The sequence below is a fragment of the Streptomyces melanosporofaciens genome, assembly GCF_900105695.1.
In the GTDB taxonomy this organism is placed as follows: Bacteria; Actinomycetota; Actinomycetes; order Streptomycetales; family Streptomycetaceae; genus Streptomyces; species Streptomyces antimycoticus.
Window position 1 is genome coordinate 1,775,765 of sequence record NZ_FNST01000002.1, and the last position, 15,598, is coordinate 1,791,362.

Here is a 15,598-nt window from a genome sequence, read left to right on the forward strand (position 1 = left end):
GCACTTGGGATCCGGGGCGGCGCGATGCGGCTCGGCGCGGATGGCCTACTCGGTACAGGCGGACGGCCGGAAACGGCCCGAGCCATACGCGGCCGGGGACGGCCCGCGCCACCCGGCCCAAGACGGCGCCCCTCATACGACAAAGACGCGCCCCTCATACGACAAAAGCGCCCCGGCCGGATGGCCGGGGCGCTCCGCAGCGGCGTGCGCGCTTCGTCGATCAATCGCCTCAGTCGGTCTGCTTACGGGACTTCCTGTCTCCCGCCATCACCAGACCCGCGATCACCAGGAAGAGAATGATCGGAGCGGCGACATAAAGGCCCAGCGTCTCGGCGACGCTCAGGCCCGGACCCGGGTCGTCACCGTCGTCGCGGGTGAGCGCGAACGCGGGGGACGACATCAGCAGCATCGCCGTCGTCGCGGCGATGACTGCACCGGCGCGCACGGCGTTCTTTTTGACCTTGTTGCTCACGGACTCAAGTTATCCGATGCTCCTCGGCGCCGCGTGCCCGGGGTGGCCTTTACCACCGCGTTGAGATGGCCATGACCGCGGCCTCGGACGTCGGCTCAGCGGCGGCCCGCCGCGCCGAGGTGGACGGTGGGCGGCAGCAGCCGTGGCGCGGCGCGGGAGGCGAGGACCCGTACCCGCAGCCCATCGGCGGTGACGGGCGCGGCCAGCGGAAGGATGCGCCGGGCCCCGATGGTCGTCCCGGAGGCGATGTCCCGCCATGCCCCCGCCACGCGAGCCTGCACGGTGAACTGCTCCACCCGCTGTCCCCGGCGGATGTCCTCGCCGAGCCGTACCCGGTCGAAGGTCACCGGATGGCCGGTGGCCGGCCGCGCTCCGGTGCCGTATGTCGTCCTTACGGCTTTGCCGAAGGCCGTAAGGGAGGCGATGTCGGTGTCGTCGATCCGGCCGTTCTTCGCGGGCGGGACGTTGAGCAGCAGCGAGGCGTTGCGACCCACGCTGCGCTCGTACAGCGACATCAGTTGGCCGGGGGTCTTGGGCCGCTCCGCGGGGTCGTGGAACCAGCCGGGGCGGATCGAGACATCGGCCTCGGCCGGATACCACTGCAGATGGCGCACGCCCGGGGCGGTCAGCTTCGCGCGCGAGCCGATGTCGGCGTCGGTGGAGTCATTGGGCAGCCCGCCGCCCACGACCGTCCAGGGGTCGACGGCCGACGGGGTCACCGACCATTCCGTCTCCCGGGCGACGCCGTCCTCGTTGCCCACCCAGCGCACGCCCTGCGCGCCCTGGAAGACCACGGCATCCGGGGAGAGCGCGCGGATCAGCTCGAACCAGTTCCTGACGTCGTAGTTCTGGGTGACGCCCGCACCGCCCCAGGGGTTGGCGCCGTCCAGCCAGAACTCGTCGATGGGGCCGTACTGCGTCAGGATCTCGTAGATCTGGTTGAGGTAGTACGCGTCGTAGTCGTCGGCGGTGAAGCGGAAGGAGGGCAGCGCGCCGGAGGCGACCTTGTCCGCCCGGTCGTCGCCGGGGACGAGGGTGGGGATGGTGCGCTCGGTGGGCTTGCTGCCGTCGCCGTAGCGGCCCTGCCCGGCGGGCGCGCGGTCGCCGTCCTCCAGGGCCATGCGCTCGGGCAGCGACAGCTCCTCGCCGTTCTGCTGCTTCTCGCGGATCTTCTCGACCCACTGGGCGTGCCAGGCGTGCGGCAGCTCGGCCCCGTCGGCGGGCGAGAGATAGACGCCGACCTTGAGGCCCGCCTTACGGGCGGCCTTGACGTACGCGCCCAGCACATCGCCGTCGGGATTCCTGCCGCCGGGGCCGTTCGTCCACCACGGGCTGGCCTCGACGTCGTGATCCGTGTAGCGGCTCGGGTAGAGCACGAAGCCGTCGTGGTGCTTGGCGGTGAGCATGACCTGCTGGGCGCCGGCGGCCTTGTACGCCCGCATCCACTGGTCCATGTCGAGCTCGGGCGGGTCGAAGAGCTTCTCGTCCTCGGCCCCGGAGCCCCACTGGCGGCCGGTCATGGTGTTCATGCCGAAGTGGGTGAAGGCGGTGATCTCACGCTTCTGCCAGGCCCGCTGTCCGGGAGTGGGGACGGTGTGGACGGCTTTGTCGATGATGCGGGCGGGGGTGTCGCAGTCCTCGACGGTCTGCTGCGGGGCGGGGGTGACGGGCCCCTGGCATTCGGCGCGCGCGACGCCCTTGGCGGGGGCGGCCTGCGCGGTGGCGGCCTGCGCGGGGGCGGGAGGGGCGGCGGCGGCCGCGAGGGCGGCCAGGGCGAGGGCGCGGAGCGCGAGCAGCGCGCGCCGCCGTCCGCGTGGTCGGTGGGTGCCGGGCGTTCCACCCAGGGGTCGGGCCATGGTCCCCTCCAGCTCTCCGGTCGTCATTGATCGGATCTCTATGGCGGTGTCCATGACAGACTGCCAGAGGAGAAGTGTTCTGGGGAGACTGCGCAAAGCAGAGATCCAACCTATGGGCGGGTCGAGCAGGCCGGGGCATCAAAGTCCGGCGAGGCGGCCATGGGCGGAGTCGGCCTTACGGCGCGGATTGACGAGGGGCGAGCCGGGCCACCTCGGCCATCAGCGCGCGCAGCCGGGGCGAGGCGACCAGCTCCTCCAGGGACATCGGGCGCCCCTCGGCGTCGGCGATCGGCAGCCGCCAGTTGGGGTACTGATCCCAGGTGCCCGGCAGATTCTGCGGTCTGCGGTCCCCCACGGCGTCCGGCAGCCATACGCCCACCATCCTCGCCGGGGTGCGCAGCAGAAAGCGGTGGACCGCCTTGACCGCCCCCTCCTCGTCGCCCGGCCCCTCCGGCAGCAGCCCGAGCCGCCCCAGCAGCGCCAGCCACTCGGCGACCTCGACCGCGTCCGCCGCACGCTCCTCGGCGAAGGGGCGGGTCAGCAGGCCCAGCCGGTGCCGGAGTTCGACATGGTCGCCGGTGAACCGGGCGGCCGTGCTCGGCAGATCGTGGGTCGTCACGGTGGCCAGGCAGTCCGCGCGCCACTCCCCGGGAGACAGCGGCCGGGCCGCGCCCGCTCCGTTGTAATTCCGCTCGAACCACATCACCGACGTCCCCAGCACTCCGCGCCGCTCCAGCTCCTCCCGCACGCCAGGCTCGACCGTCCCCAGGTCCTCCCCTATGACGACCGTCCCGGCCCGGTGCGCCTCCAGGGCGAGCACGCCGAGCATCGCCTCCGCGTCGTAGCGGACGTAACAGCCCTCGGTCGGCTCCCGCCCCTCGGGGACCCACCACAGCCGGAAGAGGCCCATCACATGGTCGATACGGAGCGCGCCCGCGTGCCGTAAGAGGCCGCGCAGCAGATCGCGGTAGGGGGCGTAGCCGGTGGCGGCGAGGGCGTCCGGGCGCCATGGCGGCAGGCCCCAGTCCTGGCCCCGGGAGTTGAAGGCGTCCGGGGGCGCGCCGATCGACATGCCGGAGGCGAAGACGTCCTGGAGCGCCCAGGCGTCGGCGCCCGAGGGATGGACCCCGACCGCCAGATCGTGCACGAGGCCGATGCCCATGCCCGCGTCGAGCGCGGCGCGCTGGGCGGCGGCGAGCTGGGTGTCGGTGAGCCAGGCGAGCCAGCAGTGGAAGTCGGTGCGATCCAGGTGCTCGGTCCGGGCGCGGGCGGTGGCCGCCGAGCGCGGATCGGCCAGGCCGCCGGGCCAGGTGCGCCATTCGGGGCCGTAGGTCTCGGCCAGCGCGTACCACAGGGCGTGGTCCTCCAGGGCTTGGCCGCGCTCGGCGAGGAAGTCGCAGTAGGCGGCGCGGCGGCCGGGGCTGAGCGGGACCGTCCGCACCAGCTCCAGCGCCTCGCGCTTGAGGGCCCAGACGGCGTCCCGGTCGATGAGGGCGCCCTCGCGCAGGACGGACGTACGGAGGGCGGTGGCGGCCTCCAGGAGCTGATCGGCCCGCTCGCGGGCGGGGCCGCGCAGCTGGACGTATTCGGGCACGTCCTCGATCCGCAGATGGACCGGGTCGGGGAAGCGGCGCGAGGAGGGGCGGTAGGGCGAGGGGTCGGTGGGGGCACCCGGGGTGCCGGGCACGGCGGCGTGCAGCGGGTTGATCTGGACGAAGCCGGCGCCGAGGGCCCGCCCCGACCAGGCGGCCAGATCGGCCAGGTCGCCGAGGTCGCCCATGCCCCAGGAGCGTGCGGAGAGCAGCGAGTAGAGCTGCACCAGAAAGCCGTGGCTGCGGACCGGGGATAACGGCATCCGGTCGGGGGCCACGATGAGGGGGGTGGTGGCGCGGCGCCCGTCGGGGGCCTCGGCGAGCAGGGTATGGGCGCCGGGCGGCAGCGCGGTGAGCGCGGTAAGGAGGCCGTCGGCGGTGGCGCCCTCCGTAAGGACGCCACCCGTATGAACACTGTCTGTGCGGGGCTCCGCAAGGGGGCCATCGGCCCCACGGGTCCCCGCGGCCGCCCGCCCCCGCGTGGGCGGTGCGCCGTCTTCGGGGCGCACCCGCAGCGCCGTGCCCTCGGGCAGGCTCAGGCGTGGCGCCTTGCCGGGGCGCACCACCACGCAGGGGGGCAGCAGTTGGTCGCGCTGCCGGCGCTCATGCCGGTCCAGCGCTTCGCGTACCGATTCGGGGGTCGAGGCGTCTACGCCGAGCGCGGCCAGTACGGCGACGACTGTGTCCTCGGGCACCTGGACGGTGCGGCCCGGGGCGGGCTCGTAGGAGGTGGCGACACCGTGCAGCTCGGCGAGCCGCGCTCTGCCCATCAGTACTCCATCGGCTCGCAGCCCGCGCCCACGCCGGTGAGGGCGGCGGTCGGCTCACTTGTCAGGGGGCGTTCGGCGGCGAGCGGGGGCTCGCTGGTCAGGGGAACGTTGTCGGCGAGCGGGGGCTCGCTGGTGAGGGGCGCCTCCGTGGCACTTCCGGACCCGAAGCCGTCCAGGCCGCACAGTCCACAGTCGGGGTCGGAGACTCCGTCGAAGGGATCCGGTTCACTGGACGTCTCGGGTCCGGGTTTGGACAGGGCGGAAAGCAGAAGCTGAGCTGACGCGGCCACACGGACCTCCGTGGGGTTGTCGGCAGTGGGTCATCCCGAGCCCTACCCACTCCGGACGGGCGCAGACGTAAACGCCCCCCGTACGTGCTGTAGGTCACATCCCCTCTGGGCGGCGATTTCACGGCTGTAAGGGATCGGGAGCACAGAGTTTACGAACAGGACCGCCCTTCATCCGTCAGACTTGCGCCGGGCGCGCCGCGCCGGGCCCCGGTCCGCCCGATGCCTCGCGCACGCGGCAATGCCGACAGTTCGGTCGTCCGCGTTGACACCCTCACCGGCCTGGTGGTGGGCTCACGCCTATCGGCGCCATCTACGGGGACCGGCTATCTGGATCGAGGAGAGGCCCGTGCAGTTCGGGGGGAAGAGGCCCAGGGCCGCGGGGGCGACGGCCATGGCTGCCGCGGTCATCGGCGGGCTGCTCGGCGGCGCCCCAGCGGCCGCCGCCGCACCGGTGGACCACGGCTCGCCAGGCGCCTCCACACCGGAGCGCGACAGCAGCGACGGCATACCGCCCGTATGGCCGCGCCCTCAGTCGCTGCGGGCACACGGGCCCGAGCTGGCCCTGGGGGACGAGGCCACGCTCATAGCCGACGGCGACGCCGATCCGTACGCCCTGGACGCGCTGCGCGGCCTGCTGCACGACGCGGGGGTGCGCACCGTCAACGAAGCCACCCCCGGCGGCAAGGCCCCGACGCGCGGACTGGTGGTGCAGGTGGGCGGCCGGGGCGCGGCCGGCGCTCTGCGCGCCCTGCGCGCGCCCGAGCGCGGCGACCTCCCGTCCGGCGGCTATCTCCTGGCCACCGGCCCGGTGGAGGGGCGGCCCACGGTCGCGCTGTCCGGCGTCGGCCCCGACGGTCTCTTCCACGCCGTCCAGACCCTGCGCCAGCTGCTGGTCAAGCGGGAGGGCAAGGGCTCCGCCGTCGCCGGGGTGACCGTCCGCGACTGGCCCGGGACGGCCGTAAGGGGCACGACCGAGGGCTTCTACGGCTCCCCGTGGTCGCACCGCGACCGGCTGGCCCAGCTCGACTTCATGGGCCGCACCAAGCAGAACCGGTATCTCTACGCGCCCGGCGACGACCCTTACCGGCAGGCCCGCTGGCGCGACCCCTACCCCGCCGAGCGGCGCGAGGAGTTCCGCGAGCTGGCCACGCGCGCCCGGGCCAACCACGTCACCCTCGGCTGGGCGGTCTCCCCCGGCCAGGAGATGTGCTTCTCGTCCTCGAAGGACCTCAAGGCGCTGCTGCGCAAGGTCGACGCCATGTGGGCGCTCGGAGTGCGCTCCTTCCAGCTGCAGTTCCAGGACGTCAGCTACAGCGAGTGGCACTGCGGCGCCGACGCCGACACCTTCGGCTCCGGCCCGGAGGCCGCCGCCACCGCACAGGCCAAGGTGGCAGGCGCCCTCGCCCGCCATCTGGCCCGCCGCTACCCCGGCTCGGCCCCGCTGTCCCTGATGCCGACCGAGTACTTCCAGGAAGGCGACACCGAGTTCCGGCGCGCGCTGTCCGGTGCGCTCGACGACGGCGTGGACGTCGCCTGGACCGGGGTGGGGGTGGTGCCCAGGACCATCACCGGCGGTGAGCTGGCCGGTGCCCGGTCGGCGTTCGGCCACCGCCTGGTCACCATGGACAACTACCCGGTCAACGACTGGGCGCAGGACCGGATCTTCCTCGGCCCGTACACCGGCCGCGACCCGGCGGTGGCCACCCAGTCCGCGGCGCTGCTGGCCAACGCCATGGAGCAGCCGACCGCCTCCCGGATCCCGCTGTTCACCGCCGCCGACTTCGCCTGGAACCCGCGCGGCTACCGCCCCCAGGAGTCCTGGCAGGCGGCCATCGACGACCTCGCGGGCCCCGACACCAAGACCCGCGCCGCCCTGCGCGCCCTGGCCGGGAACGACGCCTCCTCGACGCTCGGCGGCGACGAGTCCGCGTATCTGCGCCCGCTCCTCGACGCGTTCTGGACGGCCCTGGCCGGTACGGACGTGGGGCGGCTGGAGCGGTCCGGGGACCGGCTGCGCGACGCCTTCCGGACCATGCGCGACGCCCCCGAGCGGCTGTCCCGCACACTGGGCGACGATGTGCGGCCCTGGCTCGACCAGCTCGGCCGGTACGGCGACGCGGGCGTCCGGGCCGTGGACATGCTCACCGCCCAGGCACGTGGTGACGGAGCGGCGGCCTGGAAGGCCCGGCTCGCGGTGGAGGCGCTGCGCGAGAAGATCGGGGACAGCCGGGTCACGGTCGGCAAGGGCGTCCTCGATCCCTTCCTCGCCAAGGCCCTGACGCGGGCGGACGCCTGGTCGGGCGTGGACCGGACCCCGAAGCAGGGGCTGCGGACCGGCAAGGACGACCACGCGGCGGCCGACGGTAAGGCGGCCACGGAGGTGACGTCCCCCGGCCGCCCGGTCACGGTGCGCTTCGGCCGCAGCCGTCCGCTCTCCGCCGTCTCCGCGCTCACCACCCGGGTCCAGGACCCCTCACCGGGCACCGTGGAGGCGCATGTCCCCGGTAAGGGCTGGCGCAGCCTCGGTGCGCTCTCGGGCAGCGGCTTCACCCAGGTCAGGGCGGCGGAGGGGGACAAGGACCTGCTGGCGGACGCGATCCGGCTGAGCTGGTCGGCCGGCACCACCCCACCCGCCGTGCACGAGATCACCCCCTGGTTCGGCGACACCCCGGACGCCGAGCTCACGCTGTCCCACAAGACGGCGGACGCGGAGATAGGCGGAGAGGCGGCCGTCGTCGAGGCCCAGTTGGTCTCCCACCGCCCCGGCGATGTGAACGGCGACCTTACGGTGAAGGCGCCGCACGGCATCACCGTCCGCGCCCCCGGCGGGGTGACGGCTCCGCGCGGCGGCGCGGTGACCGCCCGCTTGGAGATATCGGTGGCCCAGGGCACCAAGGCGGGCAGCTACTCCCTCCCGGTCGGCTTCGGGTCGGAGGAGCGCAGGCTGACCGTAAGGGCGCTCCCGAGCGCCGGCGGCCCGGACCTGGCCCGTGCGGAGGGCACGAAGGCGACCTCGTCCGGCGACGAGACCGCCGACCTCCCGGCGTCCGCCGCGATCGACGGCAAGGCGGACACCCGCTGGTCCTCCCCGCCCGAGGACGGCGCCTGGCTCCAGCTGGAGCTGGCCCGCCCGGCCCGGATCGGCCGCCTCGAGCTGAACTGGCAGGACGCCTACGCCTCCCGCTACCGCGTCCAGGTCTCCGGGGACGGCCGCACCTGGCGCGACGCGGCGACGGTCGCCCATGGGAAGGGCGGTCGGGAGTCGATCGGCATGGACGCCCCGGACACGCGTTTCATCCGCATCCAGGGCGTCGAGCGCGCCACCCGCTTCGGCTACTCCCTCTGGTCGGTCGCCGCCTACGCGGTCCAGAAGGATTAGGGCCCTCTCCGTCCCGGCTCCCGGTGCCCGACCGGGCACCGGGAGCTTCCGGCCCCTTGGTTCTTCCGGCCAGGGGCGAACCGAGCCGCAAAAAAATGGTGACCCGGGTCTCAGGCAGATTTGCCGTCGATCCGGGCCATGGCGTCTTCCGCGCCGTATGCCTGCAGGTATGGCAGCCAGCGCGGGTCCCTATGCCCCGTGCCGATGATCCGCCACGCGAGCCCCGAAGGCGGCGCGGGTTGATGGCGCAGCCGCCAGCCGATCTCGGCGACATGGCGGTCCGCTTTGACGTGATTGCAGCGACGGCACGCGGCGACCACGTTTTCCCAGGTGTGCTGCCCGCCACGGCTGCGCGGGATGACGTGATCGACGCTGGTTGCGACGCCACCGCAGTACGCGCATCGACCGCCGTCGCGGGCGAACAGCGCGCGGCGGGTGAGCGGGACGGGGCCGCGAAAGGGCACCCTCACAAAGCGCTTCAGCCGGACGACGCTGGGTGCGGGGATCGCGCGGGTAGCGCTGTGCATCAGGGCGCCTGAGTCCTCAAGGCTGATGGCCTTGTCGTTGAGGACGAGTACGAGCGCGCGGCGGAGCGGTACGACGCCGAGGGGCTCGTACGACGCGTTGAGGACCAGGACATGCGGCACGGGGGCCTCCTTGTACGCCGGCGGCGCGTGGCTCGCGCCGGGACGATCTCCCCCAGTTTCCCCTGAACCCTGGCCGGAACGCCACTATCACCGGGTTAACGGTTGAGAGGCATTTCCGCGTACCGCGCGTATACCGCCCGCGCGCGGTAGGGGCGGCGGCCGCTCGACCACCGTCCCGACAGCCTCACGGCGGCCTCGCTCACGGGTGCGCGGGCGGCGGGACACCACTGCGGAGTGGCAAGAATCACGGCCCCTCCCCCGCTGCCGCCGCCGCGCCCTCCCGGCCGGGGCAGAAGGTGGAATTGCGGCCTCCGGCCCCGCTCATACGCGCCCCCTGAGCACGCTCGCGCGCTCTCGAACACAGGAACGGCGCGTCTCGCGCCCGGCTACTGTGTGAGAGGTTCCGCGCGCGGGTGATCCGTGCGGGCATGTCGCATACGAAGGGTTTCTGCTGTGTTCTGGTCCGCTGCTCTGGCCGCAGACTCGACGCCTCGTCCCACGACTCTCGACGATGCGCATAGGAGCGCCACGAACGCCGCGGGCTGGGTGGAGGAGAACTGGTCCACCTGGCTCGGCATCGGCCTGCGCATAGCCCTGATCCTGATCATCGCCTTCGTGCTCCGATCCGTCATCCGGCGGGCGATCACCAAGCTGATAGAGCGGATGAACCGCACGGCCCAGGCCGTCGACGGCACCGCGCTCGGCGGGCTGCTGGTCAATGTGGAGCGACGGCGACAGCGTTCCGCGGCGATCGGCTCGGTGCTGCGCTCCGTCGCCTCGTTCATGATCATGGGCACCGCGGCGTTGATGATCCTCTCCGCGCTGCAGATCAATCTGGCGCCGCTGCTGGCCAGCGCCGGGGTCGCGGGTGTGGCGATCGGTTTCGGCGCCCGCAATCTGGTCACCGACTTCCTCTCCGGTGTCTTCATGATCCTCGAGGACCAGTACGGGGTCGGCGACACGGTCGACGCCGGGGTGGCCTCGGGCGAGGTGATCGAGGTCGGGCTGCGCGTCACCAAGCTGCGCGGGGACAACGGCGAGATCTGGTACGTGCGCAACGGCGAGGTCAAGCGGATCGGCAACCTCAGCCAGGGCTGGGCGACGGCCGCGCTCGACGTCCAGGTCCGGGCCGAGGAGGATCTGGACCACGTCCGCTCCGTGATCACGCAGGTCGGTGTGGACATGGCCAAGGACGAGCCGTGGAACGAGCGGCTGTGGGAGCCGATCGAGGTCCTGGGGCTCGACGCGGTCTATCTGGACTCGATGATCATCCGGGTGTCGGCGCGGACCATGCCCGGCAAGTCGCTCGGTGTCGAGCGGGAGCTGCGCTGGCGGATCAAGAAGGCGCTGAACGAGGCGGGCATTCAGCTCGTCGGCCGGCCCCTGGACCCGGAGCTGCAGACCGAGGGCGTCGATCCGTCGGCCACCACGGCGGCGCCGTCGGCGCTGGCCAACCCGGACTCGCCGCAGTCCACGGCGGCCAGCCCGCTCTCCGCCCCGGCCGGTCCGGCCGCCACCCCCTCCGCGACGGTGCCGCCGCCCACGCAGAAGTGAGCATGGCGCACACACAGAAGTAAGCGCGCGGCCCACGCGGAAATGAGCCCGGCGGACATGGCAGGGCTCCCGCCCCAGGGAGGGACGGGAGCCTCATGGCAACCGTAAGGAGCTCAGCCCCGGCTCAGCGGCGGTGGTGTCCGCCGAACGAGGTGAGGTAGCCGGCCGCGGGGGTGCCCACGCCGGTCACATCGTCGTAGCCCACGACCGCGTGCAGCGAGCTGTCCCGGCCGAGGCTGCGCAGCGAGGTCACCAGCCCGTCGGAGTCGTCGTGGCTGTTGACGTAGTCGACCCGGACCACGCCCAGTGAGGTACCCGCGCCCAGCGGGTGATCGGTCACATCGTGGTACGAGGCGGTGCCGTACCGGTCGTACAGCGACGGGTTGGCGAAGCCGATCGGCTGGCCGCCACGCGCCTGCTGGGCGAGCGCCTGGACACCGGCGATCACGGGCGCGGCCAGCGAGGTGCCGCCGATGCGGTACTCGCCGTACTGGAGCGATCCGTCCGGGAAGGTCTGCGTCTGGCCCACCAGGAAGCCGGTGTTGGGGTCGGCCACGGCCGCGACGTCCGGGGTCACCCGCTGCTTGGCCGTGCCGCCGCCTGCCAGGGCGAGCGAGTCCGGCACCACTCCGCGCTGGTAGAAGGGCTGGGCGACGGTCTTGCTGGTGCCGCCGCCGGCGCCGGAGGTATACGCGCCGGGCAGCGCGTCCCAGTTGGTGCCGTCGGCCGAGAGGGTGGCCTTGGTGGTGCCCCAGCCGGTCTCCCACTGGTACTTGTCGCCCTTGCCGACGGCCAGGGAGGTACCGCCGACCGCCGTCACCCACGCCGAGTTGGCCGGGGTGTCGACCTGCTTGGTGCCGGTGGACGCCACGTTGTCGCCGTTGTCACCGGAGGAGAAGTAGAAGCCGATGCCCTCGACCGCGCCCTGCTGGAAGACCTGGTCGTAGGCGGCGGCCACGTCCGGGGTCTCGTTGGCCTCCACATCGCCCCAGGAGTTGGAGACGATGTCGGCCAGCCGGTTGTCGACGACCTTGGCGAGCGAGTCGAGCAGATCGTCGTCGGTGCAGGAGGCTCCGCCGACGTAGACGATGTCGGCCGCGGGCGCCACTGCGTGTACCGCCTCGACGTCGAGGGTCTCCTCGCCGTACCAGCCGCCCGCGTCGCACTCCTCGGTGTACCGGTAGTCGGCCGGCAGCACCTGCGTCAGCTGGCCCTTGCGGTAGGCCGGGTCGCCGTTGCGCTGGGCGTACTTGGCGGCGTCCGCGGCGATGGTCGGCGAGGCGAAGGCATCGGTGATGGCGACGGTGACGCCCTTACCGGTGTGACGGCTCTTGGCGCCGTAGGCGGCGCGCAGCTGCTTGCCGGTGTACCCCTTGATCGCGTACGGCTGCTTGGCGCCGTACGCCGACGGCAGACTCCGGTTGGTCCGGGAGCCGTAGGAGGTGGAGAACGGTCCGGCGTTCTTGAAGACCGGCCCGGGAGGCGGGAGGGTCTCGTCGTGCTTGGCCCGCTTGGGCGCGTTGTCGAGGCCCACGACGGTCAGCACGGCGCCATGGAGCGAGGCGGGCACGGTGGCCGCGTTCGACGGCGCCCGGTAGACCTTGCCGCCCATGGTGTAGTTGTGCAGCTGGGTGCCGAACGCCCGCTCGACGGCGACGACTTCGCCGGTGACGGACAGATAGTGCTGGTTGGCGCCGGTGACGTCGAGCCCGGAGCCCTTCAACCAGGCGGTCACGGCGTCCTTCTGTTGCCGTGTCGCTCCGAAACGTGCCTGGGTCTGCCGGGCCGAGAGATACCTGCCGTAGTCCGGCGAGGACGGGTCGGACACGGCCTTCGCGTAGTCGGCCAGCCCCTTGGCGTCCCGTCCGGCGAGGTAGACGCGGGCGGTGACCTTATTGCCGTCATCGGTGGCGCCGCGGTCCGAACGCACCGTCGCCCAGGTGGGCTTGGTGCCGCTCAGGGTGTCACGGCCTTGCGGTGTGGAGTCGGCCTGGGCCGTGGGTATGCCCAGTGCCAGCGCACCGGCCACCAACGGCAGCGCCGCCGCCAGCCCCAAGGCCGTGCGCTGTCTGGAACGGGCCGCGCGCTTCCGGGAAGAAGAAGATCTCACCAAACCCCCTGCGATACGAGTAGTCGCATTCCGGTGGAGGCCGACGATCACAGCCACCCCACCGGAGGCCACTCTTACGGTGACTTGTCCATGCCAGGTACATGCGAGATCCATCTCTTCGCCAAGAACCCGCCAAGGAAAGCCCACCCATGACCCATTGACGCCACCCCGGTCCGCCCCCTAGCTTGCTGTTCATCAATAGGAAACTTTCTTAACAGAGTGAGGACGGGGGCAGCACATGGCCGCACCACCCGGCAGCAGCACGCAGGGCGGCACGCCCGGGACTCCCCGCGTCCTCCGCGCCATGAACGACCGCGCCGCGCTGGAGCTGCTGGCCGCGCACGGGCCGCTCACCCGGACCCGGCTCGGGGAGCTGACCGGGCTGTCCAAGCCCACCGCCTCCCAGCTGCTGACCCGCCTGGAGTCCGTCGGCCTGGTCCGCACGACCGGGAACGTCACCGGACGGCCGGGTCCCAACGCGCAGCTGTACGAGATCGATCCGGCCGCCGCCCATGTGGCCGCGCTCGCCGTCGACCAGGAGGGCATCACCGCCGCCGTCGCGGACATCACCGGCCAGGTGGCCGGTGAGCACCGGGTGACGGCCCCGGCGACCGACGAGAGCCTGACCAACCGGACCGGAGAGCTGGTCGCCGAGGCGGTGGACGGCGCGCTGGCCGCCGCCGGACTCGGCCGCGACGATCTGCACTCCACCGTGATCGGCACCCCCGGCGCGCTCGACCCGCGCACCGGGAAGCTGCGCTACGCCCCGCATCTGCCCGGCTGGCAGTCCCGTACCCTGCGCGACGAGCTGGCCGAGGTGCTGCACACCCCGATCGTCATCGAGAACGACGTCAACCTCGCCGCCATCGCCGAACAGCACCACGGCACCGCCCAGGACTTCGACGACTTCGCGCTGGTCTGGGCCGACGAAGGGGTCGGCGCGGCCATCGTGCTCGGCGGCACCCTGCTGCGCGGCGCCACCGGCGGGGCCGGCGAGATCGGCTATATGCCGCTGCCGGGCGCCCCGCTGGCCCGGGGCGGCCCGGACGCCGCCGCCCGGCCGGACGGGGGCGGGGGGTTCCAGATGCTGGTCGGCTCGCCCGCCGTCGTGGAGCTGGCCCGCGACCACGGGATCGACGCGCCCACGGCCACCAAGGCGCTCGCCGCCGCGCGGCGCACCCCCGGCGCGGGTGACGAGGTGCTGACCGAGCTGGCCCGCCGGCTGGCCACCGGGCTGGCCTCCGTCGTCGCCGTGGTCGACCCGGAGCTGGTCGTCCTTTCGGGTGAGGTCGCCCAGGCCGGTGGGGACCGCCTGCGTCAGCTGGTCGAGGTGGAGATGACCGGTCTCGCACTGCCCCGCCCGCAGTTGCGGATCAGTGAGCTCGAGGGGGATCCGATTCTCATCGGCGCGCTGCGGACGGCGGTCGCCGATGCCCGTCAGACCGTTTTCGACACCGCCCGATTCGACGCCTGATTCACCGCCCCACGCTCCCCGTATTTCCTCCTCCCCGTACTTCCTGGTTCATCATCCGGCGCCCGCACCGCCGCTTCCCCCTGCCGTCCCCCTGTACCGCAGTAAAGGAAGTTCCCCATGCCACGAAAACTGGCCGCTCTCGCGTCGGTGCTGAGCGCCGGCGCCCTCCTCCTGACGGGCTGCGCCAATCCCAGCACCGGCAGCGCCGAGGACGATCCGACCAAACCCGTCACGCTGAAGTTCTGGCACGGCTGGTCGGAGAAGAGCGAGGTCAAGGCGATCGATGCCAGCATCGCCCGGTTCGAGAAGCTCCACCCCAATATCAAGGTGAAGGCGACCGGGAACGTCACCGACGCCACCGTGAACCAGGCGCTGCGGGCCGGCGGAAGCGATGCCCCCGATGTGGTCTCCTCCTTCACCACCAACAACGTGGGGCAGTACTGCTCGTCCGGGATGTGGGTGGACCTCAATCCGTTCATGCAGAAGACCGGGCTGGACAAGACCAAGGTCTTCCCGAAAACACTGCTGGACTACACGAGTTACGAGGGCGACCAGTGCGCCCTCCCGCTGCTCGCCGACGCGTATGGCATGTACTACAACAAGGACGCCTTCGCGGAGGCGGGCATCAAGCGGCCGCCGCGCACCATGTCGGAGCTGCGGCGCGACGCCATCAAGCTGACCAAGCGCACCAAGAGCGGCGGCTATCAGCGGGTCGGGTTCATGCCCAATTTCCGGCTCTACCAGAACAGCCCGGACCGGCTCTTCGCCCAGTGGGGCCCGTCCTATTTCGGCAAGGACGGCAAGGCGCGGCTGGCGAAGGAGAAGGCGGCCAAGGAGTTCTACGCCACCACCCGGGAGCTGATCCGCGGCCAGGGCGGCTATGGCCCGCTGGAGACGTTCCGCACCTCCTTCGGCGATGAGATGTCGTCCCAGAACGCCTTTCTCACCGGAAAGCTCGCCATGCATATGGACGGCGAATGGCGCGGGCTCTTCATGAAGGGCGCGAAGTTCAAGTGGGACACCGCTCCGCTGCCGGTGCCCGACGACCGGCCCGAAACCTACGGCCGGGGCTATCTCACCGGCACCGTGGTCGGCATCGCGCACTCCAGCACCCATCAGAACGCCGCCTGGGAGCTGGTGAAGTTCCTGACCGCCGACACCGATCAGGTGGTCGCCTTCGCCAACGCCATTCACAATGTGCCGTCCACCAAGGCGGCACTCACCTCCCCGAAACTGGACTCGGATCCCACCTTCCGGGCCTTCCTCGATATCGCGCAGAACCGCTACAGCACCGCCCTGCCGCCGTCGATCAACGGCGGTCAGTACGTCACCTCGCTGCAGGACTTCTCCTACGGCGTCGAGGCGGGCAAGGTGCACGATCTGGACGCGGGGCTACGGAAACTCGATGACGAGATAGACGCCGACAATCTCCAGGCACAGAACTGACGGAGTGC

Annotated in this window: 10 protein-coding genes; 4 read left to right on the plus strand and 6 right to left on the minus strand. The window is 72.0% G+C overall.

The features are described 5' to 3' along the window. Positions 1–229 precede the first annotated feature (229 nt). The 4 genes from BLV72_RS10650 to BLV72_RS10665 form a co-directional block, all read right to left on the minus strand. Positions 230–472 carry a hypothetical protein gene (locus tag BLV72_RS10650; protein WP_014060726.1) on the minus strand — a complete coding sequence of 81 codons (243 nt, stop codon included), beginning with the start codon at positions 470–472 and terminating at the stop codon, positions 230–232. Between the two features lie 95 nt (positions 473–567). Next, entirely contained in the window at positions 568–2,328 is a 1,761-nt protein-coding gene (locus BLV72_RS10655; protein WP_093470288.1) for an alpha-L-fucosidase, read from the minus strand. Between the two features lie 175 nt (positions 2,329–2,503). After that, positions 2,504–4,690, minus strand: a complete 2,187-nt coding sequence (gene malQ / locus BLV72_RS10660; protein WP_093461816.1) for a 4-alpha-glucanotransferase — start codon at positions 4,688–4,690, stop codon at positions 2,504–2,506. Further along, positions 4,690–4,980, minus strand: coding sequence for a hypothetical protein (locus BLV72_RS10665; RefSeq protein ID WP_014060729.1), 291 nt, complete (start codon positions 4,978–4,980; stop codon positions 4,690–4,692). Before BLV72_RS10665 ends, malQ begins: the two co-directional genes overlap by 1 nt. A 391-nt stretch (positions 4,981–5,371) precedes the next feature. On the opposite strand from BLV72_RS10665, the gene BLV72_RS10670 reads away from it, so the two are divergent. Next, positions 5,372–8,359 carry a glycoside hydrolase family 84 protein gene (locus BLV72_RS10670; protein WP_167746337.1) on the plus strand — a complete coding sequence of 996 codons (2,988 nt, stop codon included), beginning with the start codon at positions 5,372–5,374 and terminating at the stop codon, positions 8,357–8,359. 110 nt (positions 8,360–8,469) lie between these two features. On the opposite strand, the gene BLV72_RS10675 is transcribed toward BLV72_RS10670, so the two are convergent. Continuing rightward, the gene (locus BLV72_RS10675; RefSeq protein ID WP_093461819.1) at positions 8,470–9,006 is read right to left on the minus strand and encodes an HNH endonuclease; all 537 of its coding nucleotides are present in this window, start codon (positions 9,004–9,006) and stop codon (positions 8,470–8,472) included. Positions 9,007–9,459: 453 nt separating this feature from the next. On the opposite strand from BLV72_RS10675, the gene BLV72_RS10680 reads away from it, so the two are divergent. Further along, positions 9,460–10,560 carry a mechanosensitive ion channel family protein gene (locus tag BLV72_RS10680; protein ID WP_093461821.1) on the plus strand — a complete coding sequence of 367 codons (1,101 nt, stop codon included), beginning with the start codon at positions 9,460–9,462 and terminating at the stop codon, positions 10,558–10,560. A gap of 124 nt (positions 10,561–10,684) precedes the next feature. Here the strand turns inward: BLV72_RS10680 and BLV72_RS10685 are convergent, their stop codons facing one another. Further along, complete coding sequence (locus BLV72_RS10685; RefSeq protein WP_244321390.1) at positions 10,685–12,610, minus strand: S53 family peptidase; 1,926 nt, start codon at positions 12,608–12,610, stop codon at positions 10,685–10,687. A gap of 298 nt (positions 12,611–12,908) precedes the next feature. On the opposite strand from BLV72_RS10685, the gene BLV72_RS10690 reads away from it, so the two are divergent. Both BLV72_RS10690 and BLV72_RS10695 read left to right on the plus strand, forming a co-directional pair. Beyond that, positions 12,909–14,144, plus strand: a complete 1,236-nt coding sequence (locus BLV72_RS10690; protein WP_093461823.1) for an ROK family transcriptional regulator — start codon at positions 12,909–12,911, stop codon at positions 14,142–14,144. A 117-nt stretch (positions 14,145–14,261) separates the two neighbouring features. Beyond that, complete coding sequence (locus BLV72_RS10695; protein ID WP_208905604.1) at positions 14,262–15,590, plus strand: extracellular solute-binding protein; 1,329 nt, start codon at positions 14,262–14,264, stop codon at positions 15,588–15,590. Positions 15,591–15,598: the final 8 nt, after the last annotated feature.

Coding starts and splice junctions, on each gene's coding strand:
- BLV72_RS10655 (WP_093470288.1), bottom strand. CDS start 2,328: ATGGCCCGACCCCTGGGTGGAACGCCCGGCACCCACCGACCACGCGGA.
- malQ (WP_093461816.1), bottom strand. CDS start 4,690: ATGGGCAGAGCGCGGCTCGCCGAGCTGCACGGTGTCGCCACCTCCTAC.
- BLV72_RS10670 (WP_167746337.1), top strand. CDS start 5,372: ATGGCTGCCGCGGTCATCGGCGGGCTGCTCGGCGGCGCCCCAGCGGCC.
- BLV72_RS10690 (WP_093461823.1), top strand. CDS start 12,909: ATGGCCGCACCACCCGGCAGCAGCACGCAGGGCGGCACGCCCGGGACT.
- BLV72_RS10695 (WP_208905604.1), top strand. CDS start 14,262: ATGCCACGAAAACTGGCCGCTCTCGCGTCGGTGCTGAGCGCCGGCGCC.